The organism is Siculibacillus lacustris (assembly GCF_004328075.1).
GTDB classification, from domain to species: Bacteria; Pseudomonadota; Alphaproteobacteria; order Rhizobiales; family Ancalomicrobiaceae; genus Siculibacillus; species Siculibacillus lacustris.
Genome location: NZ_SJFN01000024.1, coordinates 47,561 through 69,191, shown reverse-complemented (window position 1 = coordinate 69,191; position 21,631 = coordinate 47,561). Strand labels below are relative to the sequence as shown.

The 21,631-nt window shown below is 67.9% G+C and carries 18 protein-coding genes and 1 tRNA gene; 8 read left to right on the top strand and 11 right to left on the bottom strand.

The window, feature by feature from the left end:
- Window positions 1-35: 35 nt before the first annotated feature.
- The 5 genes from EYW49_RS15680 to EYW49_RS15660 all read right to left on the bottom strand — a co-directional run bounded on the left by EYW49_RS15680 (window position 36) and on the right by EYW49_RS15660 (window position 5,572).
- Window positions 36-1,022 carry a Gfo/Idh/MocA family protein gene (locus tag EYW49_RS15680; RefSeq protein WP_131310531.1) on the bottom strand — a complete coding sequence of 329 codons (987 nt, stop codon included), beginning with the start codon at window positions 1,020-1,022 and terminating at the stop codon, window positions 36-38.
- Window positions 1,023-1,218: 196 nt separating this feature from the next.
- On the bottom strand, window positions 1,219-2,055 hold the full coding sequence (locus tag EYW49_RS15675) for an N-acyl homoserine lactonase family protein (protein WP_131310530.1): 837 nt from the start codon (window positions 2,053-2,055) through the stop codon (window positions 1,219-1,221).
- Between the two features lie 12 nt (window positions 2,056-2,067).
- Window positions 2,068-3,060: an ABC transporter permease gene (locus EYW49_RS15670; protein WP_131310529.1), complete on the bottom strand. Its 993-nt coding sequence runs from the start codon at window positions 3,058-3,060 to the stop codon at window positions 2,068-2,070.
- On the bottom strand, window positions 3,057-4,592 hold the full coding sequence (locus EYW49_RS15665) for a sugar ABC transporter ATP-binding protein (protein WP_228259632.1): 1,536 nt from the start codon (window positions 4,590-4,592) through the stop codon (window positions 3,057-3,059). Before EYW49_RS15665 ends, EYW49_RS15670 begins: the two co-directional genes overlap by 4 nt.
- Before the next feature lie 35 nt (window positions 4,593-4,627).
- Window positions 4,628-5,572, bottom strand: a complete 945-nt coding sequence (locus EYW49_RS15660) for a sugar ABC transporter substrate-binding protein (protein WP_131310528.1) — start codon at window positions 5,570-5,572, stop codon at window positions 4,628-4,630.
- Between the two features lie 197 nt (window positions 5,573-5,769).
- Here EYW49_RS15660 and EYW49_RS15655 point away from each other — a divergent pair, with 197 nt between their 5' ends.
- On the top strand, window positions 5,770-6,780 hold the full coding sequence (locus EYW49_RS15655; protein WP_131310527.1) for a LacI family DNA-binding transcriptional regulator: 1,011 nt from the start codon (window positions 5,770-5,772) through the stop codon (window positions 6,778-6,780).
- A gap of 8 nt (window positions 6,781-6,788) precedes the next feature.
- Here the strand turns inward: EYW49_RS15655 and EYW49_RS15650 are convergent, their stop codons facing one another.
- From EYW49_RS15650 to EYW49_RS15640, 3 genes are all read right to left on the bottom strand, one after another.
- Entirely contained in the window at window positions 6,789-7,838 is a 1,050-nt protein-coding gene (locus tag EYW49_RS15650; protein WP_165498284.1) for a substrate-binding domain-containing protein, read from the bottom strand.
- Window positions 7,839-7,986: 148 nt separating this feature from the next.
- Window positions 7,987-9,636, bottom strand: a complete 1,650-nt coding sequence (locus EYW49_RS15645; protein WP_131310525.1) for a signal transduction protein — start codon at window positions 9,634-9,636, stop codon at window positions 7,987-7,989.
- A complete protein-coding gene (locus EYW49_RS15640) occupies window positions 9,630-11,249 on the bottom strand; it encodes an FGGY-family carbohydrate kinase (protein WP_131310524.1) in 1,620 nt (539 codons plus the stop codon). The genes EYW49_RS15645 and EYW49_RS15640 overlap by 7 nt, the downstream gene beginning before the upstream one ends.
- A gap of 200 nt (window positions 11,250-11,449) precedes the next feature.
- Between EYW49_RS15640 and EYW49_RS15635 the strand changes: the two genes are divergently transcribed.
- The 4 genes from EYW49_RS15635 to EYW49_RS15620 all read left to right on the top strand — a co-directional run bounded on the left by EYW49_RS15635 (window position 11,450) and on the right by EYW49_RS15620 (window position 13,374).
- Window positions 11,450-11,704: a hypothetical protein gene (locus EYW49_RS15635; protein WP_131310523.1), complete on the top strand. Its 255-nt coding sequence runs from the start codon at window positions 11,450-11,452 to the stop codon at window positions 11,702-11,704.
- Between the two features lie 164 nt (window positions 11,705-11,868).
- Complete coding sequence (locus EYW49_RS15630; protein ID WP_131310522.1) at window positions 11,869-12,273, top strand: DUF3775 domain-containing protein; 405 nt, start codon at window positions 11,869-11,871, stop codon at window positions 12,271-12,273.
- 50 nt (window positions 12,274-12,323) lie between these two features.
- Complete coding sequence (locus EYW49_RS15625; protein ID WP_131310521.1) at window positions 12,324-12,749, top strand: OsmC family protein; 426 nt, start codon at window positions 12,324-12,326, stop codon at window positions 12,747-12,749.
- Between the two features lie 184 nt (window positions 12,750-12,933).
- Window positions 12,934-13,374: a response regulator gene (locus EYW49_RS15620; protein WP_131310520.1), complete on the top strand. Its 441-nt coding sequence runs from the start codon at window positions 12,934-12,936 to the stop codon at window positions 13,372-13,374.
- A gap of 48 nt (window positions 13,375-13,422) precedes the next feature.
- On the opposite strand, the gene EYW49_RS15615 is transcribed toward EYW49_RS15620, so the two are convergent.
- Window positions 13,423-14,622, bottom strand: a complete 1,200-nt coding sequence (locus EYW49_RS15615) for a histidine kinase dimerization/phosphoacceptor domain -containing protein (RefSeq protein ID WP_131310519.1) — start codon at window positions 14,620-14,622, stop codon at window positions 13,423-13,425.
- A 260-nt stretch (window positions 14,623-14,882) separates the two neighbouring features.
- Window positions 14,883-14,958, bottom strand: a tRNA-Thr gene (locus EYW49_RS15610).
- Between the two features lie 180 nt (window positions 14,959-15,138).
- On the opposite strand from EYW49_RS15610, the gene leuC reads away from it, so the two are divergent.
- Window positions 15,139-16,542 (top strand): 3-isopropylmalate dehydratase large subunit, encoded by a 1,404-nt coding sequence (gene leuC / locus EYW49_RS15605; RefSeq protein WP_131310518.1) that lies wholly within the window; start codon window positions 15,139-15,141, stop codon window positions 16,540-16,542.
- 398 nt (window positions 16,543-16,940) lie between these two features.
- A complete protein-coding gene (locus EYW49_RS15600; protein ID WP_131310517.1) occupies window positions 16,941-18,647 on the top strand; it encodes a methyl-accepting chemotaxis protein in 1,707 nt (568 codons plus the stop codon).
- 230 nt (window positions 18,648-18,877) lie between these two features.
- Here the strand turns inward: EYW49_RS15600 and EYW49_RS15595 are convergent, their stop codons facing one another.
- Window positions 18,878-19,513 carry a hypothetical protein gene (locus EYW49_RS15595; protein ID WP_131310516.1) on the bottom strand — a complete coding sequence of 212 codons (636 nt, stop codon included), beginning with the start codon at window positions 19,511-19,513 and terminating at the stop codon, window positions 18,878-18,880.
- 177 nt (window positions 19,514-19,690) lie between these two features.
- Between EYW49_RS15595 and htpG the strand changes: the two genes are divergently transcribed.
- A complete protein-coding gene (gene htpG / locus EYW49_RS15590) occupies window positions 19,691-21,577 on the top strand; it encodes a molecular chaperone HtpG (protein WP_131310515.1) in 1,887 nt (628 codons plus the stop codon).
- Window positions 21,578-21,631 lie beyond the last annotated feature (54 nt).

Here is a 21,631-nt window from a genome sequence, read left to right as displayed (position 1 = left end):
CGGCGTCGAGCGGCGGCACGGCGTTCGGCGGCGGATCAGACCGGTTCCCAGGTCGCGTGGGTGCCGGCGCGATAGACGGCATCGATCAGTTTCTGGTTGGCGACCGAACTCTCCAGCGAGAAGACCTCGGCCGCGCCGCCGCGCGCCGCGGTGACGAAGGCCTCGACCTCCCGTCGATACTGGCGATTGTCGGGATAGCGGAAGATCGTCGAGGATTCGTGACCGCGACTGGTCAATTCGAGTTCTTCCGCGCCCCAGCGGTTGGCGTTGAACGGCGACTTGACCTCGATGAAGCCCTCGTCGCCGTGGAACACCATCAGCTGGCGCGCCGCCAACTGGGTCGCGATGTAGAAGCTCAGCTCGAAGGTGCCGAAGTCGGCGCGGATGCTGGCATAGACGTCGGTCCCGAAGATCGGGTCCCGCTCGACGGTCGCCTGGACGCGCAAAGGCTCGGCGCCGGTGGCGAAGCGTGTGGTCACCGTCGGATAGACGCCGATGTCGGGCAGCCCGCCGCCGCCCAGGCCCGGCTGGTTGCGCATGTTGGCGGGATCGCGGTTGTAATAGGCGAATGCCCCCTGGACCTGCCGCAATGTGCCGATCGCCCCGGCGGCGAGCAATTCGCGCACCTTCAGCCACACCGGCGAATAGGTCACCATGAAGGCTTCCGAGACCAGCACCCGGTTGCGGTCGCGCGCCGCGATCAGGGGCGCGATCTCCGACGCATGGAGCGCGATCGGCTTCTCGCACAGCACGTGCTTGCCGGCGTCCGCCGCCTTGATCGACCATTCGATGTGCTGCGAGGTCGGCAGCGGGATGTAGACCCCGTCGATGGTGTCCGAAGCCAGCATCTCCTCGTAGGAGCCGAAGGCTTTGGGAATGCCGAATCGCGCCGCGACTTCGCCGGCGCGCGCCGCATCTCGGCTGGCGATCGCCGCGACGATGCCGTTGTCGGAATCCTGAATCGCCGGAATCACCAGTTCGCGGCCGATCTTGGCCGTCGACAGAATCCCCCACCGGAACATCGCGTCTCTCCCGCACTGGCCCGCATTCCGAGCCGGTTCCCCCGGCTCGAAATCCGGTCCGGTCGGTCGTTGGAGCAGGTTCTCGTCGATCGGGCCGGAGCGGCCCGATCGGAACATGCTCCGGCTTCGGCGGGACGATAGCACCTCGGCCGCCGGGAACAATCGGCATTGCGCCGTCGGGTGTGGCGGCGGCGGATCAGGCGGCGCGCACGATGCGGAAGCCGTCGATCTCGGCGACCACCGGCAGGCCCGGCCAGCGCTCGCCGTCGTGCAGGATGATCAGCCGGGAGAGATCGCCGCCGAGCTCCTTGTCGATCCGTTCCATGGTCAGGAGCTGATCCCAGGCGCTGCCGACCGCGTTGGACAGCGGCACATAGACGCCGTCGTGAGCGTGGCCGCACAGATTGCGCTTGGCATAGACGCAGTCGCCAGACACCACCAGCCGGCCGCGCGCCGTGCCGATCACCGCGAACTGCTGGCCGGGGGTGTGGCCCGGGCCGAAGCGCACGTCGAGGCCGGGCAGCAGATCGTCGACGTCGCCGTCGACGAGGTTCAACCGATGCTCGATCGAGGCGTCGAAGGCCCGGCGCAGATCGTCGGGATTGATGATCTCGGTGAGCGCCCCGAACCGCGCCGGCAGCGCGAGCAATTCGTACCAGCTCAGGATCTCGCGCTTCTGGACGTGGATGCGGGCCTTGGGGAACTTGCCGAGCGAGCCCATGTGGTCGAAATGGGCGTGGCTGACCACGATGTCGGTGACGTCGTCGGGCGCGACGCCGAGCTCGGCGAGCATCCGGAGCGGCGAGATCCACTCCGGGATCCCGAACTTGGCGCGCATCACCTCGCCCTGACCCTCGCGCATGAAGCCGCAGTCGACCAGCGCCACCGAGCCGGGGCGGCGCGCCAGCACGAAGGAGAACGGCAGGTCGATCGCCCCGTCGCCGAGCGCCCCCTGGATCAGGCTGGCCCACGGCTGATCCTTCGAGCGGGCGTATTCGATGACGTGGACTTCCCAATCGGACACGGCCGACATGACCTTCTCTCCTCAGCTCTCGGAAATCGACCGCCCCAGGCTCGACAGGCCGACGGCGACGATCAGGATGGCCCCCTGCAGGACGTATTGCGAGAAGGTCGGTGCGCCGAAGATGTTGAGGCCGTTGAAGCCGAAGGCGATGATCAGGGCGCCGATCAGGGTGCCCAGCACGTGAAATTCGCCGTCGCGCAGCGTCGCCGAGCCGAGGAACACCGCCGCGAAGGCGGTCAGCAGATAGCCGTCGGCGGCGCTGGCGGTGCCCGATCCGAGCCGCGAGGCCAAAAGAATGCCGGTCAGCGCCGCACAGACACCCGAGATCACGAAGCCGAGGATCTTGATCCGGTCGGTGTCGATGCCGGCCAGCCGCGCCGCGGAGGGATTGCCGCCGACCGCCTGGATCTCCTGGCCGATCGCCGTGCGCTCGACCAGCGTCCACAGGCCGCCGAGCACCACCACCATGATCAGGATGTTGTTGGGGATGCCGAACAGCCAGCGGCCGAGCGACAGCTGCAGGAAGTCCTCGGGCACGCCCGAGACGATCGGCACGCCGGCCGAATAGGCGAAGGCCAGGCCGGTCAGGATGGTGCCGACCCCGAGGGTGGCGATCACCGAATTGACCTTGATCTTGGTGACGATCAGCCCGTTGATCAGGCCGATCACCGCGCCGGCGACCAGCACGATCGCCACCGCCACCGGGATCGGCAGCTGGTTGGAGACGATCAGGCCGGTGACCAGGATGCCGTGCAGGCTGGCGGCGAAACCGATCGACAGATCGAGCTCGCCGACGATCACCGCCAGCGTCAGACCGGCGGCGATGATCATCGTCAGCGACGCCTGATTGAGCACGTTGGTGAAGTTGTTCAGCGTCGGGAAGGCGCGCGGCGACACCAGCGAGAAGGCGACGATCATCGCCACCAGACCGACGATCGTGGCGTAGCGGGCGAAGATGCCGAGCGCCGCCTTGGCACGGGGGCTCAGGCGGCGGCGGGCGGCGGGGGCGGTCATGACGGCGTCTCCTCGGCGGCGGCGGCCCGGGCATAGCTCGCCTCGATGATGGCTTGGCGCGTCAACTCCGCGCCCTTCAGTTCGCGCACGATCCGGCCTTCGACCATCACCAGCACGCGGTCGCAGAGATCGGGTTGTTCGTCGGGCTCCGACGAGATCACCAACACCGCGACGCCCTCGGCGGCGAGATCGCGGATCAGCCGATGGATCTCGCCGCGGGCGCCGATGTCGACGCCGCGGGTCGGTTCGTCGAGGATCAGCACCTTGGGCGCGCGGATCAGCCAGCGGCCGATCACCACCTTCTGCTGGTTGCCGCCCGACAGCCGCCCGACCGGCGCCTCGATGCCGGTGGTCTTGATCGCCAGATCGCGGACCGTCTGTTCGGCGAGCGCACTGCGGCGGCGGTCGTCGATCAGCGGCAGCAGCGGCGAATGGACGATTTTGGCGAGGTTGGGAATCGTCAGATTGAAGGCGACGCTCTTGGTCAGCACCAGACCGTCGGCGCGCCGCTCCTCCGGCACCAGCCCGAGCCCGGCGGCGACCGCATCGGCCGGCCGGTGCGGGGCGTAGGGCGCCCCGTCGAGTTCCATGGTCCCGGTGTCGGGCGCATCGGCGCCGTAGATCAGCCGGGCGAGTTCGCTGCGGCCCGCCCCGACCAGGCCGCCGATGCCCAGCACCTCGCCGTGATGGAGGTCGAAGGACACGCCCTCGACCTTGGGCCGGCGCGCCAGATTCGAGACCTTCAGCGCCACGACGCCTTGCGGCGGCGGTTCGGCCGGCTTGGTGGTGCGCCGCACCGCGCCGCCGACGATCGCTTCGACCAGCCCGGCGTGACTGAGTTCGGCCCGCGCGAAACCCGCGACCGAGCGACCGTCGCGGAACACCGTGACCCGGTCGCACAGCCGCAGGATCTCGTCGAGGCGATGGGAGACGTAGAGCACCGCCACGCCGGAGCGGGCGAGGTCCTCGACGATGGCGAACAGCTTGCGGCTCTCGCTCGCCGACAGCGAGGCGGTCGGCTCGTCCATGACGATCAGCCGGGCCTTGCGCACCAGCGCCCGGCAGATGTTGATCAGCCAGTTCTCGGCGGTCGACAGGCCCTTGACGTTGCTCGACAGGGGCGCGGTGATGCCGACCCGGCGGGCCACCGGCTCGACCTCGCGGGCGATTCTGCCCCAGTCGATCATGCCGAAGCGCGTCGCCTTCGGCACCCCCAGCATGATGTTCTGGAGCACCGTCATGCCGGGAATGAAGGCCAGTTCCTGGTGGATGAAGCTCATGCCGAGGGCGGTGGCGTGCTGCGGCGAGGACACCGTGATGTCCTCGCCGTCGAGCCGGATGCGACCGCGGTCGGGGGTGACGAGCCCGGCCAGAATGCGGATCAGCGTCGATTTGCCGGCGCCGTTGGCGCCGACCAGTCCGTGGACCTCGCCCGGCGCCATCGCCAGCGACACGTCGCTCAGCGCCTGCGCCCCGCCGAAGGCCTTGGCGACACCTTCGGCGATCAGGAACGGCGCGGCGGGTGAACGCACCACCGCGGGCTCCGGCGAGGGCAGGTCCCGCGGTCTCACTTGCCGACTGCCTCGGGGTGCTTGGTCAGGAACTCGGCGACGTTGTCCTTGGTGATCAGCACCGCGGGGACTTCCGCCGCCTTGGGCGCCCAGGCGCTGCCGGCGGCTTTGATCTCCTTGAGCAGCTTCACCATCTGGTAGCCTTCGGTGTAGCTGTCCTCCCAGGCGGTCGCGGTCATGTGGCCGTTCTTGACGTTCTCGATCGCCTGGGCATTGCCGTTGACGCCGTAGACCTTGACGTCGGTGCGGCCCTGCTGACGCAGCGAACCGATCGCGCCGATCGCCGGATCGTCCCAGCAGCCCCAGATCGCCAGATTGCCTTCGCCGGCCGGATGGCAGGCGAGCCAGGCATTGGCGTATTGGGCGCCGTCCTCGAAGTAGCCGGGGATGCGCACTTCGTTCTTGGTCACCGCGACGCCGGCGCTCTTGGCCATGATCTGGTCCATCAGCACCTCGCGGTTGCGGCAGACCTCGCCGGTGCGATAGGTCAGCGCCAGCACCGCGCCCTTGCCGCCGAGATCGGCGGCCATCTTGTCGAGCACCGGCTGGGCGATCGGCGCGCCCGAGCCGTTGGTCGCCGCCACCGTGCCGCCGATGCCGCCGCCCCAGGTCACCACCGGGATGCCGGCGGCCTTGGCCGAGGCGAGGCCGGCGCCGATCGACGAATAGGGGAACACCATGTCGATGATCGCCCCGGCGCCGCGTCCGGCGAAGTTCTGGATCGCCGCATTGGCCTGATCGGCGTTGCCGGCCGCATCGATCACCGAGACCGTCCAGCCCTCTTCCTTGGCGGCCGCGGTGGCGCCGGTGATGTAGCGGACGTTGTTGGCCTCGGTGGCGGCGATCGACACGATTCCGAGCAACGGCGCTTCGGCCGCGAAGGCCGGTGCGGCAGCGGTCGCGACGCCGGCGAGCAGGATTGCGAGCAGGTGACGAGTCATCGGTTCTCTCCCTTGGGTCCGCGTCTGGAGCGCGGTCGATCGGCCGGTCTTGTTCAGCGAACATCGCCTTACCGTTTCGGCGATTTTAGCGAACAAGCGGTCTCAGGCAAGAAAATTCTTTGCAATTCCGCAGAACCTCGGCAAAATGTGATGGCGGCACGGGGCCGACCATAGCGAACCGTTTAGATGGGTGTTGGGTGGCAACGATCAGGGACGTAGCTCGGCAGGCCGGCGTTTCGACCGCGACGGTGTCGGCGGTGATCAACGACACGGCCTTCGTCAGCCCGCAGTTGCGCGAGCGGGTGCTCGCCGCGGTGCGCGAGCTCCACTACACGCCGTCGCAGGCCGCCCGCAGTCTCAAACACGGGCGCAGCCAGCTGATCGCGCTGGTGGTGTCCGATCTCGCCAACCCGTTCTTCGCCCGCGTCGTCTGGGCCGCGGAGGCCGCGGTCGCCGCCTGGGGCTATTCGCTGGTGGTGTACAATTCCGACGAGAAGCCGGAGAACGAGCGCCGCATCCTCACCCGCATCCGCGCGCTGTCCTGCGACGGCGTGGTGATGGTGCCGGTCGGCCCCGCCACCCATCGCGATCAGCGCGACTTCGACGGCAAGGCCATGCCGATGGTGCTGTTCGGCCGTTCGGTCGACGACAAGCGCGCCGACACCGTGACCATCGACAACGTCGCCGCCGGCCGGCTGGTCACCAACTACCTGCTCGATCTCGGCCATCGCCGCGTCGGCACGATCACCGGCCCGCTCCACCTGACCACCGGCCGCGGCCGCTTCGACGGCATGATCCAGGCGATGCAGGCCCGCGGCCTGACGCCGGCCCCCGAACACGTGCGCTCCGGCGAATTCCGCGAGGAAGTGGCCTATTCGGTCGCCCGCGAGATCCTGGAGCGGCCCGATCGGCCGACCGCCCTCTACGTCGCCAACGGCGTCATGGCGTTGGGCGTGATGCGGGTGCTCGCCGACCTCGGCCTGGAGTGCCCGCGCGACATCTCGATCGCCTCGACCGACACGATCAGCGGCATCGGTGGTCTGCAGCCGCGCCTGACCCGCACCGAACACCCGATCACCGAAATGACCAACGAGGCGCTGCGCCTGCTGGTCGATCGCATCGATCGCGGCAACGATCCGCCGCCGCGCAACGTGGTGTTCCAGCCCGCCCTGATGCTCGGCGAAAGCTGCGGCCCGATCGTCGCCTGACGCCGCCCTCAGCGGGCCGGGCCCTCGACCCGGTGATCGGTCAGCCAGCCCGGCACGACATGGCGTTCGGGCAGGGCCGGCGCGCCCTCCATCTGCTCGATCAGGCAGCGGAACGCCCGTTCGGCGATGCCGCGTTCGTCCTGGCGCACCGACAGGATGCGGTTGGGCACCACGTCGAGCAGCGGGTGGTGGTCGAAGGTGCCGATCACCACCCCCTTGGGCAGGCGCCCGGCGAAGGCGACGATCGCCTGCAGCGCCCCTTCGAGCACCAGCAGCGACGAGCACATGAACACCTCCGGCACCCGCCCGCGCGCAGTGATCAGTCCGGCCATGGCGCGCGCCGCGGCTGCAACGTCGTCGACCTCGATGCGGTGCAGACGCCCGGCGAGATTGCCGATGCCGGCGCTCGCATGGGCCGCGGCGAAGCCCTCCAGTCGGGCCTGGATGCTCGGCAGCCCGGCCGAGGCGTGGAGAAAATCGACCCGCCCGTCGCCGACCCGCAGCAATTCGGCGGTCAGCCGCCGCGCCGCCTGTTCGTTGTCGCCGACCACCGCCGGAAACGGCGTTCCGGGAAAGGCCCGGTCGACCATCACCACCGCGCAGCCGCCGCGCCGGCGCAACGGCCGGAAGGCATCGGCCGGCCGGCACGAGGCGATCACCAGCCCGTCGACGCCGCGTGCCGTCAGCCCTTCGATCGCCCGCGCCTCGCGGTCGGGATCCTCCTGCGACGACGCCGTCAGCAACACCAGACGCTGGCCGCTGCAGCGCTCCTCGAGTTCGGCGGTCAGCCGCGCGAAGAAGGCATTGGCGAGATCGGGGACCACCAGGCCCACCGCCTCGCTGCGCTTGAGCTTGAGGCTGCGGGCGGTGTGGTTCACCGCCACGCCGTGTTCGGCGACATAGGCCTCGACCCGGGCGCAGGTCTCGGCCTTGATCCGGTAGCGTTCGGCCTGCCCACCGACCACCGCGCGGACGGTGGTGCGCGACAGACCGAGGACGGCGGCGATCTGGTCGATCGTCTTGGGATCGTCAGCGGCGGGGGTTTCGGGTTCGGTCACGTCTCGCGCCTCGGCGCCCGGGCGGCGGTCGCCCGACGGCGACGCCGACCCGCGTGGAATGGGGAACGGCGGCGTCCTCAGGGGAGACGCCGCCGCCCGTCGCCTTCGTCTCGTCACCGACGCTCGCGGTGACGGCGGGCGGTCGGGGTCACAGCAAGGCGAAGGCGTCGCCCGCCACCTTGACCGCGATGTTCTGGGTGATCGCCTGGGCCACGAAGGCCCGCACCACGTCGGCGAGATGGGCTTCGTCGACATAGGCGATCGAGATGTGGTTGGACTGGTGGCCGGCCATCAGCGCGTCGCGCGACAAGCCGTCGAGCTCGGCGTTGAGCAGCGGCCACTGCGGGCTGGTGGCATTGTGGCGACGATCGAACTCCTGGGTCGGCAGTTCGACCGCATGGCCGGTGCCGACGTGGAGCACCACCGACGTACCCTCGTAATGGGCCCGCGCCCAGATCAGGCGGCCCTGCTTGCCCTGGCCGGCGATGGTCGAGCCGCCCTTGGGGAAGTACATCGGCGGCTGCCGGTAGCCGGTCGCCCCGGCGATGCCGCCCTTGAGATGCGCGAAGGGCACCGAGCCGGAGATCTCCAGATCCCAGTAGAACCGCCCTTCGAACACGCTGCCCCAGCGGATGTCGTGCAGCGTCGTCTCCGACGGCAGGCCGAGCCCGTCGAGCAGACGGAACAGCATGGTCTGCGGGATCGCCGTACCCATGTCGACTTCGTTGGCGCAAGGGATCGGCTTGCCCGGGCGGATGATCGCCCCGGCCTCGTTGGGGATCGGGAAGCGTTCGGCATTGCCGATCGCCCCTTCCGCGAAGTCGGAGGCCGCGCAGGCGCGCGCCAGGCCCTGCTGATACTGCACGCCGACGCAGGACAGGCCGTAGCGCTCGGTGAAGCGGGCCATGGCGATCATCATCGCGCATTGCTCGAGCACCTGCGCTCGGGTCAATTCGGTCGCCTCGTCGGTACCGAACTGGAACTTCATGCCGCGCGCCTCGTACCAGGCGAGGCACTCCTCGCGCAGCGCCGTCGGCACCTTGGCCATCTCGACCAGCAGATCGGACTGCGACAGGCTCTCCAGCGGCATGCCGATCTCGGCCAGCGCCTTCTGCGGGAACACGCCGTTCATCATGCCCATGCAGTAGCTGTCGAACAGGCCGAGGATTTCCTTGTGGCGCAGGATGTGACGGCCGACCGCCACGCCGATCTGCCCCGCCGGCGACGTCATCACCGGGTGCGAGGCGTCGACGTCGTGGAGATGGCCGAGATCGTGCCGGATCTCGCCGGTGGTCAGCCACGACTTCAGCCCGTCGAGGAAGAAGGCGTCGTCGAAATTCTCCGACCACAGCCGCGCATAGGGCTTGCCGAGACCGGTCAGAGTCCCGGCCATGCACAGCATGCCGACCAGACCCGGCCAGGTGCCGTCGAAATTGGCCAGCAGCAGCACCGGCCCGCGATGCAGCGCCAGGCTCGGCGCGAGGTGATGGGAATATTGCCAGGCGGTCAGCAGCACGATCACCGGCGCATCCGGATCGATCGCCGCGAACACGTCGCTGCCCTCGCGCTGGCCGGAGATGAAGCCGTGGCCCTTGTCGGCCTTGATCGCATGGGCGCGCACCAGCCGCTTGCCGAAGTGGGTGGTCAGCGCCTCGGCGAGCAGGGCCTCGTACTTGGCCTCGACCGGCCAGCAGGCGACGTTGGCGCTCTCGCGCAAATCGGCGTTGGTGACGAACAGGACTTCGTCGGCGGCAGGCGTCAGAATCGCCGGTTCGAGCGGAAGCTTGAGGGTCAGCATCGGCAGTCTCCCTTGGGTCGGCACTGTTCGTCCATGAGATCGCGACAGCGCTTCTGTTGGTCGTAGAGTTCGAGGAACACTTGGTACTTGGCGTCGTGGAAGGCCCGCGCGGCCGGGTCGGCGACGATCGTCGCGCCCGGGCGCACCATCGCCGCGGCGGCCGCGGGGATGTCGGGGAAATGCCCGGCGGCCACCGCCGCCAGCAGACCGGCGCCGAGCGTCACCGCATCCTCGTCTTCGACGAGATGGATGTCGCAGCCGACGGCGTCGGCATGTTCGCGCAACAGCAGCGGATTCTTGGTCCCGCCGCCGCACATCACCAAGCGATCGATCCGATGGCCGGCGGCGTTCATCGCTTCGAGGATGTGCCGGGTACCATAGGCCAGCGCCTGGATCGTCGCCAGATAGAGCCGCGCCAGCGCGTCCGGCCCCTCCTCCAGGGTGAGGCCGACGAGACTGCCGCGGGCTTCCGGATCGGCGCGCGGCGAGCGATTGCCGTGATGGTCGGGCAGGACGTGGAGATCGCGGGTCGGCCGCGGCTCGCGCGCCTCGAGCGCCGCGACCAGCTCGCCGAGCACGGCGTGGATGTTGCGATCCTCCGCCGCGGCCCGGGCGGCCACGTCGGGGTAGGCCGACGATTGGCGGATCGTCCAGTCGAGCAGCGCCCCGGCGGCGCTCTGACCGCCCTCGTTCAGCCACCAGCCCGGCAGCATCGCGCCGAAATAGGGGCCCCACACCCCCGGCACCATCACCGGATCGCGGGCCACCACCATGTGGCAGTTGGAGGTGCCGCCGATCAGCGCCAACGTGCCCTGCGGCGTGGCGCCGACCAGGGCGAGGCCGCCGGCATGGGCGTCGATGATCCCGGTGGCCACCGCGATGCCGGGCGTCAGGCCCATCTCGGCGGCTGCCGCGGCGGAGAGCCCCCCGGCGACCGAGCCGAGCGGCAGGACCTCCGCCGGCACCTTGCCCGGCAGATCGTCGAGCCCGACCGCCGCCAGCATCGCCAGGGGAAAGCGGCGCTCGTGGGCCAGCCAGTTCCATTTGCAGCCGAGCGTGCACACGCTGGCGACGTCGGCGCCGGTCGCTCGCCACACGATATGGTCGGCGAGGTCGTGATAGCGCCGCACCTTCGCATGGCGCGCGGGGAAGTGCCGTTTCAGCCACAGCACCTTGGGCAGTTCCATCTCGATCGACACTTCGCCGCCGACATAGGCCAGCGCCGGGTCGTCGGTGGCGTTGATCGCCGCCGTCTCGTCGCCGGCCCGGTGGTCCATCCACATGATCACGTCGTGGTCGGGCTCGCCGGCCTCCGACACCGAGATCGGCCCGTCGTCGCCGACCGCGACCAGGGAGCAGGTGGCGTCGACGCCGATCGCCGCGACCCGCGCGCCGTCGACGCCGGCTTCCGCCAGCGCCCCGCGCACCGCGGCGCAGGCGTTGGCCCAGATGTCGGCGGAGGACTGCTCGACGAATCCGGCGCGCGGCCGGAACTGCAGAATCGGCCCGACGTGGAAGGCGAGCCGCCGTCCGGTGGGGTCGTAGAGGCCGGCGCGGACACTGGCCGAGCCGATGTCGATGCCGACGAAGAGGGGGGTGCCGAGCGTTTCCATGGGACGTCTTCTTGTTTGCTGCGTCGTAGCAGCAAGCTAGCGCAAAGCCCTCCGGCGGACAAGCCGGCGGCGACCGCCGCCCGCCCTCGCCGACCCGCGCGGGGCGCGATCGGCGCCCTCTGGAGCGGCGGCGGCGGATGTGCTCTTCTCGTGCCTGGAACGGCGCGATGCCCGACGCCGAAGCCCCAAGGACCTCGCCGATGAAGTCGCTCGCCCTCGCTCTCGCCCTGATCTTCGCCGCCGGCACCGCCGCCCAGGCCCTCGACGCCACCGTCACCTGCAAGTCGCAGGCGACCGAAAAGAAGCTCGCCGGCGCGGCGCTGAACAGCTTCACCAAGAAGTGCGAGACCGACGCCGCCGCCAAGTGCGACGCCGCCGCCACCGAGAAGAAGCTGTTCGGCGCCGCCCGCACCAGCTTCACCAAGAAGTGCGTCACCGACGCCACCGGCGGCTGATCGCCCGATCCGCCCGATCCCGATCCGCTCCCTGCCCTCGCCGGCCGCTCCGACCGCGGCCGGCGATCGCCGTCGAACGCCGGCGTGACGAAATGACGGAACCCCAACCGCTCGATCGGCGTTTCCCCCGACAGCGGCAGCGGCAACCCGAAAGTTCGACGCGCATGTTGACCATTCCTCTCCAGAAACTCGCGTTCCTGATCGAGAAGGCGCGGGAATACGACGCCGAGGTTCCGGCCGATCCCGGCGATCTCGGCTCCAACGCCAGCGACGACGGCGAGACCGACATCCTCCTCGACACCCCCGACAACGGCACCGCGGAAGAACTGCGCGAGGCCATCAAGGGGCTCAACACCGACGAGCAAGAAGAACTGCTCGCGCTGGTCTGGCTCGGGCGCGGCGACTTCACCGCCGCCGAATGGCCGGCGGCGATGGCCCAGGCGCGCGAGAGCCGCACGGCGTCGGAGGCCGACTATCTGCTCGGCACGCCCCTGCTCGCCGACTATCTCGAGGAAGCGGTGTCGGCGCTCGGCTTGTCGCTCGAAGAGTTCGAAATCGATCGTCTGTGACGTCCGACCGGGTGCGGCCGGATCCCCGCACGCAATCCGTGAGGTGAACGATGAAGAAGTTCGGCAAGGCCGTCTGGCACGGCGGCATCAAGGACGGCAAGGGCGCCATCTCCACCGAGAGCGGCGCGCTGGTCGAGGCCTCGTACGGTTTCGCGGCCCGCTTCGACGGCAAGCCGGGGACCAACCCCGAGGAACTGCTCGGCGCGGCCCATGCCGGCTGTTTCACCATGGCGCTGTCCGGCATCCTCGGCGAAGCCGGCCTGACCGCCGAGCTGTTGGAGACCACCGCCGAGGTGTCGCTGGTCAAGGTCGCCGACGGCTGGGCGATTCCCGCCGTGCACCTGATCCTGCGCGCCCGCGTCCCCGGCGCCGATCGCGCGACGGTCGTCGCGCTGGCCGACAAGGCGAAGGTCGGCTGCCCGGTCTCCAAGCTGCTGAAGGCCGACATCTCGTTGGACGTCGAAGTGCTCGCCTGATCCGGCGCGCGTCGCCGAGGAAGATTCCACGCACCGAGCCCCGCCGACGCGCTCCGTCGCCGGCCGGGCTCCCGGCTCGGTCGCGTCGCTCGCGTGAGACCGAGGCTTCCCGCCGGCGCCGATCACCCCGTCGTCGCCGCCCTGCATGCGCCGCGCACGGCCCCCGGGGCCGAGAAATTTCCCGATGCTCAAAGTTCTGATCGTCGAAGACGAACTGATGATCGCCGACATGGTCGAGGAGATGCTCGTCGACGGCGGTTACGAAGTGTGCGGCATCGCCCGCACCGTCGAGGATGCCGCCGCCCTCGGCCGGTTGCACCAACCGGACTTGGCGGTCATCGACGTCCGCCTCGCCGGCGGCGGGCTCGGCATCGACATTCCCGAGCGCTGGGCCGATCTCGATCGGATCGGCATCCTCTATGCCACCGGCAATCCGATCTTCCTCATGCAGTCCGGCGCGGTCGGCGACGCCTGCCTGACCAAACCCTACAACGGCGCCGATCTTCAGCGCAGCCTCGCGATCGTCACGGCGCTGGTCGCCGGCGGCACCGCGACCGCACCCTTTCCCCGCGGCTTCCAACTGCTGCACGGCGAGGCCCGCGCGAACGCCGCGCACGGCGGCTGACACGCCGTCGCGCGTCGCCGGACCCGGGTGCGACCGCGGCGGCACCGCTCAGGCGGCCGCCGAGCGGATCGGAAAGCGGATCGTCCACAGCGTTCCGGGCGTGAAGTCGACGGTCACCGATCCGCCGAGCTGTTCGACCAGGCGCCGGACCAGACCGAGCCCGTGGCGTCTGCCCTCCGGATCGACGGTGAAGCCCGGGCCGTCGTCGCGCACCGTCAGGATCCCGGTCTCCGGATCGCCCGGCACTTCGTGCACCGCGACCGCGATCGTGCCCCGGCCGCCGGGATAGGCGTGATCGAAACTGTTGGCGGCCAGCTCGGTGACGATCAGGCCCAGCGCCGTCACCGCATCGAGATCGATGAGGATCGTCTCGCTTTCGCAGGTCAGGGCGATCGACCCGCCCGTCGTCGCCTGGATCTCCCCCAGGCTGACACAGAGCGACGTCACATAGGCGCCGAAGTCGGTGGTTCGGGTCATTTCGCTGCCGAGCAGATGATCGTAGACCTGCGCCAGCGTCGAGACCCGGCGGGCGATCGCCTTCAGCCCGCGCCGGCCGTCGACGTCTTGCGTGTCGTAGAGCTGTTTGTACAACATCCCATAGATCAGCTGGAGATTGTTGCGCACCCTGTGCTGCAATTCCTCCGCCAGAACGTTCTTCTGATCGAGCAACCGGTCCTTCTCGTCGACCGCCGTGGTCATCACCGCGAGGGTCGAGCGCAACAGATCGGTGCGCGCCGAGGTCGCCACCGCCTCGGCGATGACGTTGGCGAAACCGGTGAGAAAGTCGATGTCGTGCTGGTCGTAGTCGGACTGGTGGTCGTTGTCGATTTCGAGCACGCCGAAGGGTTCGCCGTTGCCCTTGATGATCACGTCGACCGTCGAGATGACGCCGTGCTCGGCGTAGAATCCCGGGAGGACGAACTCGCCGTCGGCGCGCAGATCGCGGCAGATCGACGGTCGGCCGGTGCTGAACGCCCGGCCTTGCGGCGAACTGGCGTCGGCGCGCGACACCACGTTGCCGATGACGCCGTTCTTCCATCCGTATCCGGCTTCGACCAGCAGATCGTTTTCGTCCGGACGGTAGCGGCAGACCTTGGAGAAGGGCACGTCCATGCAGTGCGCGCACACTTCGGCGGCTTCGGTCAGGACCTTCAACAGATCGCTCTGCCGCAGGGCGAAACTGCCGAATCCCGCCAGCGCCGCCTGTTGTCGCCGGAGTTTGCGCACCGTCGCTTCGGAATCGTCCATGGCCGGGTTCCCTTCGGTCGTCGTATCGCGGGCCGCGATCGGATCCGACGGGACCGCAGATCGAACGCACTCCACCGCGCTCGACTGCGGCCGCACGAAAGAGAACCGCGCATCAGCCTAGCCCCCCCACCGGCGAGCGAAAGCTTCGGATTCTACCCAGATGCACTCGATGGTCCGACGCCACCGATGGCACGGCACACGCCAAGAGCCCCCCGTCGATTCTGCGGGAGAACAGCAACGCTTTGATTTAATTGATGAAATGGTGCCGCGGAAGGGATTCGAACCCCCGACCCTCGCATTACGAATGCGATGCTCTACCAGCTGAGCTACCGCGGCACGCCTGCGTTCTCGCGTCGGGCGGGGCGCGACGACGCGCCGGCCCGCGGCGCGATCACGCCGGAACGCACGCTGGATACCGACATTCCCGCGCGATGGCAAGCGTCACGGCCCTTTCACTGCGGCCCCAACTGTTCTAAATGACCCGTCTCTCTTCCCTCGTCGACCAAGGACGCACCGATGGCCCCGCGTACGCTCTACGACAAGATCTGGGACGATCATCTCGTCGCCACTCAGCCCGACGGGACCTGCCTCCTCTACATCGACCGTCATCTCGTCCACGAGGTCACCAGCCCCCAGGCCTTCGAAGGCCTGCGGCTCGCCCACCGCGCGGTCCGGGCGCCGGGCAAGACCCTGCTGGTCGTCGATCACAACGTTCAGACCACCGATCGCTCGGTCGGCATCGCCGATCCCGAATCGGCGCTGCAGGTCGCCACCCTCGCCCGCAACGCCGCCGATTTCGGCCTCGAATATTACAATGAACACGACAAGCGCCAGGGCGTGGTCCACGTCATCGGCCCCGAGCAGGGCTTCACCTTGCCCGGCACCACCATCGTCTGCGGCGACAGCCACACCTCGACCCACGGCGCCTTCGGGGCGCTGGCCCACGGCATCGGCACCTCGGAAGTCGAGCACGTGCTCGCCACCCAGACCCTGGTCCAGTCCAAGGCCAAGAACATGCGGGTGGTGGTCGACGGCGAACTGCCCGACGGCGTCACCGCCAAGGACGTCGTGCTGGCGATCATCGGCGAGCTCGGCACCGCCGGCGGCACCGGCTACGTCATCGAATACACCGGCTCGGCGATCCGCGCCCTGTCGATCGAAGGCCGCATGACGGTGTGCAACATGTCGATCGAAGCCGGCGCCCGCGCCGGTCTGATCGCCCCCGACGACAAGACCATCGCCTATTTCCAGGGCCGCCCCAAGGCGCCGACCGGCGCCGCCTGGGACGCCGCGGTGGCCTATTGGCAGACCCTGCGCTCCGACGACGACGCCCATTTCGACGCCGAGGTCCGTCTCGACGCCGCCCGCCTGACGCCGATCGTCACCTGGGGCACCAGCCCCGAGGACGTCGTCGCGGTGACCGGCGTGGTCCCCGACCCCGACCTGATCGCCGACGAGGGCAAGCGCGCCTCCAAGTGGCGGGCGCTCGACTACATGGGGCTGAAGCCCGGCCAGAAGATCACCGACATCGCCATCGATACGGTGTTCATCGGCTCCTGCACCAACGGCCGCATCGAGGACTTCCGCGCCGCCGCCAAGGTGGTCGAGGGCCGCACCGTCAAGGCGGGCGTGCGCGCCCTCGCCGTGCCCGGTTCGGGTCTGGTCAAGGACCAGGCGGAAGCCGAAGGCCTCGACAAGATCTTCGTCGCCGCCGGCTTCGAATGGCGCGAGCCCGGCTGTTCGATGTGCCTGGCGATGAACGCCGACCGGCTGTCGCCCGGCGAACGCTCGGCCTCGACCTCGAACCGCAACTTCGAAGGTCGTCAGGGCTTCAAGGGCCGCACCCATCTGGTCAGCCCGGCCATGGCCGCCGCCGCCGCGATCGCCGGCCATTTCGTCGACATCCGCGACCTCGTCTGAGGCCGGCGTCGCCGTCCCTCGTCCGACCGAACGACGAGCCGGGGTGCATCGCACTCCGGCTCTTTCGTCGATGCCGGCCCGCGGCAGGCCCTACCGGGCCAGACGCCGGCGTGTCGCTCACACGGCTCGGGTCTTCCCTCGGGGAATCGGCACGCCCGTCGCGCTGAATCGAACCGGAGACGTCTCGGTTCGGCCAGGAACGAAGAGTATCCGCTCGAATGCCCCGTCAGATACTTCGAAGCCTGGTTTTTGAGGGTCCCATCATCGTCATAAAACGTAGTGACCTTGCGTCAATACATGTAATGTCAGCCGATCGTAACGATTGATTAACAGATTCGCATTCTCCTTGCGTCACGAAAAACGAGAACAGCTCTCGTTCGGATTCGCGAGGACGGGACATGCGCATCAGCGATCTGAAGATCAAGACCAAGCTGCTGTTGATCATCGTCTGTATGAGTTGTGTGACGGCCATCGTCGCCGCCGTCGGCGTTTCGCGCCTCAAATCGATCTCCGCGGATCTCGCGACCATCGACGAACTGGGCGACGTCTCGTTGCTCGGCGCCCGCATGAACCAGAACCTGATCATCCTCAATCGTTCCGAATACCGCGTCGCCGCCGATCCCTCGCCCGAAAACGTTCGCGGCGCCCGCGAGGTCTGGCAGACCAACGCCAAGACCTTCGAAGACCGCTTGGCCAAATCGCGCGCGCTCGCCTTGCCGGAAGACCGGGCGACGCTCGATCGGATCGAGGCCGATTACCGGACCTATGCCGACAGCATTCGCAAGACCTACGAAGTCGCCGAGCGCACCGGCGCGTCGATCGAGTTGCAGAAGGCGCAGCACGACATCTACGCCACCGTCGTCGCCAGCCGCGCGATCGCCGACAAGCTCCAGGCGACGGTCAAGGACTATGTCGACGCGCTCGACAAGAAGGGCCAGACGATCAGCGACGGCTCGAAGGACGCCGCCGCCTTCGCCGTCACTCTGATGATCGCGGTCGCCGCCGCCGGCACGGTCCTGGGCATGATCTTCGGCTGGCTGTTCGCCACCTATGCGGTGTCGAAGCCGCTCGGCCGCTCGGTCGACGAGCTGAACCGTCTGGCCGCCGGCGATCTCGGCTTCGCGGTCACCGGCGCGACCCGCGGCGACGAATGCGGCGACGTCGCCAAGGGCCTCGCGGTGTTCAAGGAGAATGCCCTGAACACCCGTCGCCTCGAGGCGGAAGCCTCGGAAGCCAAGACCCGCGCCGAGGCCGAACGGCGCCGCGCCATGCTCGGTCTCGCCGACCAGCTCGAACGGGCGGTCGGCGGCATCGTCGACACCCTGGCGGCGTCCGCCACCCAGTTGCAGTCCGCCGCCCAGACCACCAGCGCCGCGGCCGAGGAGACCTCGCGCCAGTCGGTCGCCGTCGCCGCGGCCTCCGAACAGGCCTCCGGCAACGTCCAGACCGTCGCCGCGGCGTCCGAAGAACTGTCGGCGTCGATCGTCGAGATCGCCCGCCAAGTGTCGCAGTCGACCGACATGGCCGACAAGGCCACCCGCGACGCCGAGACCTCGTCGACCACCGTCGGCCGGCTCGCCGTCGCCGCCGAAAAGATCGGCTCGATCGTCGGGTTGATCAACGACATCGCCGGCCAGACCAACCTTCTCGCCCTCAACGCCACCATCGAGGCGGCGCGGGCGGGGGAAGCCGGCCGCGGCTTCGCGGTGGTCGCCGCCGAGGTCAAGAACCTCGCCGAGCAGACCTCCAAGGCGACCCAGGAGATCTCCTCGCACATCTCCGACATCCAGGGCGCCACCCATGCCTCGACCGAGGCGATCGGCGAGATCGCCGACACCATCACCCGGATGAGCGGCCTGTCCGGGGCGATCGCCGCCGCCGTCGAAGAACAGGGCGCGGCGACCACCGAAATCGCCCGCAACGTCCAGCAGGCGGCGCGCGGCACGTCGGAAGTCTCGGCCAACATCAACGGCGTCACTCACGCCGCCCACGACTCCAGCGAAGCCTCCAACGAGATCATGTCCCACGCCTCCGAACTGGCGCGCCAGTCGAACCAGCTGCGCAGCGAGATGCGCGACTTCCTGCGCACCATCCGCGCCGCCTGAGGCCGTCGGCCGCGACGATCGGTTCGGCGTCGGGTTCCCCGGCCTGGGGCAACCGCCGTCGCTCGCGATGGATCGCACATATATCGTCAGCCCGGCCGTAGCCGATGCCATCCCTAACTGAGCATAAAGCAAAAGGACGCTGCACTCTCAAGGCATCGAGTATGAAAATATGACGCAAAAATTGAAACCGAGAATATTCATAACGTTAGAAAGTTGCCTAGGCATGACATTTAGTCACGCACCACTCGGCGTAGATCTGTATCGAAGGTATAATACTTCGTTCCTCTTCTTATCCCACGAGTCTTCAACTCCGAATTAATCATCATTGACTTTATAATTGACTGAACGATCGCTTTATCTTCATTTATGCTATCAGCAATTTCTCCGAGACGAAGACCAGGCGTTTCGATTAGGGATTGAAGAATACGTTCTTTTCCGCGAGCGTAAGCGGATTCGGATTTCTCAGTCTCTGCGGGAAGTTCTTGCTTAATAAGTAGCATTAACTTCGACTCTAGCTCGCTGTTTGATGCATATTGGATTCGGTCCAGACCGCGAATATCAGACGGCGCATCTTTATTGCCGTCCATTCTAGGATTAAATAGGATAAAATATTTCTTTCCAAGACCAACAGCAATGCCGAGCTCCAATGCGACATTTGGATTCCAACCAGTTATGTCAAATAGAGAAAATTCATTATCTCTGATGTAATTCGATACTTTCACCAAAATATGGTTATTAGTTATACGTTCATCGGCAAATCGGAAATCCACCGGATATGCTTTAGAAACGGTCTCGTAAACCTTTCTATAGTCATCCTGCGGGATCGATAAATACGGGCACGCAACGAAAACACTCAGGCGAGCCATGTCTGATTTCCCCCAGAACCCATTGATCGCGTTAGTGTAGCCCAACGGTATCACAACGCTAGGGCAAACCTCTCGCCTCTTGAAACGTTGGGCATATTCCCCGATATCACGGTCAGCTCGGCGGACGGCGGCGCGCCGCCGCCTCGTCCCCGAACGACCACCCCGGTGAGATTCCCGATGACCGACACGCTCGATCGCCCGACCGAAACCCATGCCTTCCAGGCCGAGGTCTCGCGCCTCCTGCATCTCATGGTGCATTCGGTCTATTCCAACCGCGACATCTTCCTGCGCGAACTGATCTCCAACGCCGCCGACGCCTGCGAGAAGCTGCGCTATCTGGCGCTGGAGACCCCGGCACTGCTCGGCGACGACGGCAATCTCGCCATCACGCTCGCCGCCGACCCCGCCGCCAAGACCCTCACCGTCGCCGACAACGGCATCGGCATGACCCGCGACGAGCTGATCGAGAACCTCGGCACCATCGCCAAGTCGGGCACCAAGGCCTTCCTCAAGGCGGTCGGCGAGGGCGCCAAGTCGTCGAACCTGATCGGCCAGTTCGGCGTCGGCTTCTATTCGGCCTTCATGGTGGCGAGCCGCGTCGTCGTCACCTCGCGCCGCGCCGGCTCCGACCAGGCCTGGACCTGGATCTCCGACGGCATCAACGGCTACGACATCCGCCCGGCCGAAGGCGACGAAGCGCCGGCCCGCGGCACCGTCATCCGCCTCGAGCTCAACGACGAGAGCACCACCTACGCCGACGAGGCGACGGTGGAGCGGATCGTCGAGACCTATTCGGCCCATGTCCCGGTGCCGGTGACCTTCGTCAAGGCCGGCGAGGACGCCAAGGCGCTGTCCGACGGCTCGGCGTTGTGGGCCAAGCCGAAGTCGGAGATCACCAAGGAAGCCTACAAGGAGTTCTACGGCAACGTCTCCGGCCAGTGGGACGAGCCGGCGATGACCATCCACTACAAGGCCGAAGGCCGCCACGAGTACAGCGTGCTGCTGTTCGTGCCGTCGATGAAGCCGTTCGATCTGTTCGATCCGGCGCGCAAAGGCCATCTCAAGCTCTACGTCCGCCGGGTGTTCATCGCCGACGACGTCGATCTTCTGCCCCATTGGCTGCGCTTCGCCCGCGGCGTCGTCGACAGCGAAGATCTGCCGCTCAACCTGTCGCGCGAAATGCTGCAGCACAATCCGGTGCTGGAGGCGATCCGCAAGAACGTCACCTCGCGGCTCTTGTCCGAACTCGCCAAGCTCGCCGAATCCGATGCCGCCAAGTTCGCCGAGATTTGGGAGGCCTTCGGCCCGGTGCTCAAGGAAGGCCTCTACGAGGACGCCGAGCGGCGCGACGAATTGTTCAAGATCGTCCGCTTCCGCACCACCGCGAGCGGCGAGGCGACCCGCACCCTCGCCGACTACGTCGCCGGCCTCAAGGAGAACCAGACCAAGATCTACTATCTCCTCGCCGACGACCCGGCCCGCGCCGCCGCCAGCCCCCATCTCGAGGGCTTCGCCGGCCGCGGCGTCGAAGTGCTGCTCTTGACCGACCCGGTCGACGCCTTCTGGGTGCGCACTGCCCTCGGCTTCGAGGGCAAGCCCTTCCAGTCGGTGACCCAAGGGGCGAGCGATCTCGACGCCATTCCGCTGGTCGACGCCGCGGAGCCCACCCCCGACGCCGAGACCGCGACCGGCACCGTCGCGCTGGTCGCCCGGCTGAAGGAACTGCTCGGCGACAAGGTCTCCGACGTGCGCACCTCCAACCGCCTGGCCTCCAGCCCGTCCTGCCTGGTCGCGCCGGAATACGGGCCCGACAAGCAGTTCGAGAAGATCATGGCCCGCCATCAGGGCGCCGCGCCCTTCGGCAAGCCGGTGCTCGAGATCAATCCGCGCCATCCGCTGATCCTGGCGGTGGTGGCCAAGCTCGGCGGTGACGAATCCCTGGTCGAAGACGCCGCGGTACTGCTGCTCGGTCAGGCCCGGGTCGCCGACGGCGAAGCCCCCGACGATCCCGCCGACTTCGGCCGCCGCCTCGCCCACGTCCTGGAAAAGGCGCTGGGGGCCTGAGGCGACCCCGCCTTCGCAACGAATGCACGACCGCCGTCCTCGCGAGGGGGCGGC

What these genes read in the sequence shown, in the direction of transcription:
- leuC (WP_131310518.1), top strand. Translation starts at nt 15,139, where the DNA reads ATGGCCCCGCGTACGCTCTACGACAAGATCTGGGACGATCATCTCGTC.
- EYW49_RS15630 (WP_131310522.1), top strand. Translation starts at nt 11,869, where the DNA reads ATGTTGACCATTCCTCTCCAGAAACTCGCGTTCCTGATCGAGAAGGCG.
- EYW49_RS15670 (WP_131310529.1), bottom strand. Translation starts at nt 3,060, where the DNA reads ATGACCGCCCCCGCCGCCCGCCGCCGCCTGAGCCCCCGTGCCAAGGCG.
- EYW49_RS15600 (WP_131310517.1), top strand. Translation starts at nt 16,941, where the DNA reads ATGCGCATCAGCGATCTGAAGATCAAGACCAAGCTGCTGTTGATCATC.
- EYW49_RS15645 (WP_131310525.1), bottom strand. Translation starts at nt 9,636, where the DNA reads ATGCTGACCCTCAAGCTTCCGCTCGAACCGGCGATTCTGACGCCTGCC.
- EYW49_RS15615 (WP_131310519.1), bottom strand. Translation starts at nt 14,622, where the DNA reads ATGGACGATTCCGAAGCGACGGTGCGCAAACTCCGGCGACAACAGGCG.
- EYW49_RS15620 (WP_131310520.1), top strand. Translation starts at nt 12,934, where the DNA reads ATGCTCAAAGTTCTGATCGTCGAAGACGAACTGATGATCGCCGACATG.
- EYW49_RS15660 (WP_131310528.1), bottom strand. Translation starts at nt 5,572, where the DNA reads ATGACTCGTCACCTGCTCGCAATCCTGCTCGCCGGCGTCGCGACCGCT.
- EYW49_RS15675 (WP_131310530.1), bottom strand. Translation starts at nt 2,055, where the DNA reads ATGTCGGCCGTGTCCGATTGGGAAGTCCACGTCATCGAATACGCCCGC.
- EYW49_RS15595 (WP_131310516.1), bottom strand. Translation starts at nt 19,513, where the DNA reads ATGGCTCGCCTGAGTGTTTTCGTTGCGTGCCCGTATTTATCGATCCCG.
- EYW49_RS15625 (WP_131310521.1), top strand. Translation starts at nt 12,324, where the DNA reads ATGAAGAAGTTCGGCAAGGCCGTCTGGCACGGCGGCATCAAGGACGGC.
- EYW49_RS15635 (WP_131310523.1), top strand. Translation starts at nt 11,450, where the DNA reads ATGAAGTCGCTCGCCCTCGCTCTCGCCCTGATCTTCGCCGCCGGCACC.
- htpG (WP_131310515.1), top strand. Translation starts at nt 19,691, where the DNA reads ATGACCGACACGCTCGATCGCCCGACCGAAACCCATGCCTTCCAGGCC.
- EYW49_RS15680 (WP_131310531.1), bottom strand. Translation starts at nt 1,022, where the DNA reads ATGTTCCGGTGGGGGATTCTGTCGACGGCCAAGATCGGCCGCGAACTG.
- EYW49_RS15640 (WP_131310524.1), bottom strand. Translation starts at nt 11,249, where the DNA reads ATGGAAACGCTCGGCACCCCCCTCTTCGTCGGCATCGACATCGGCTCG.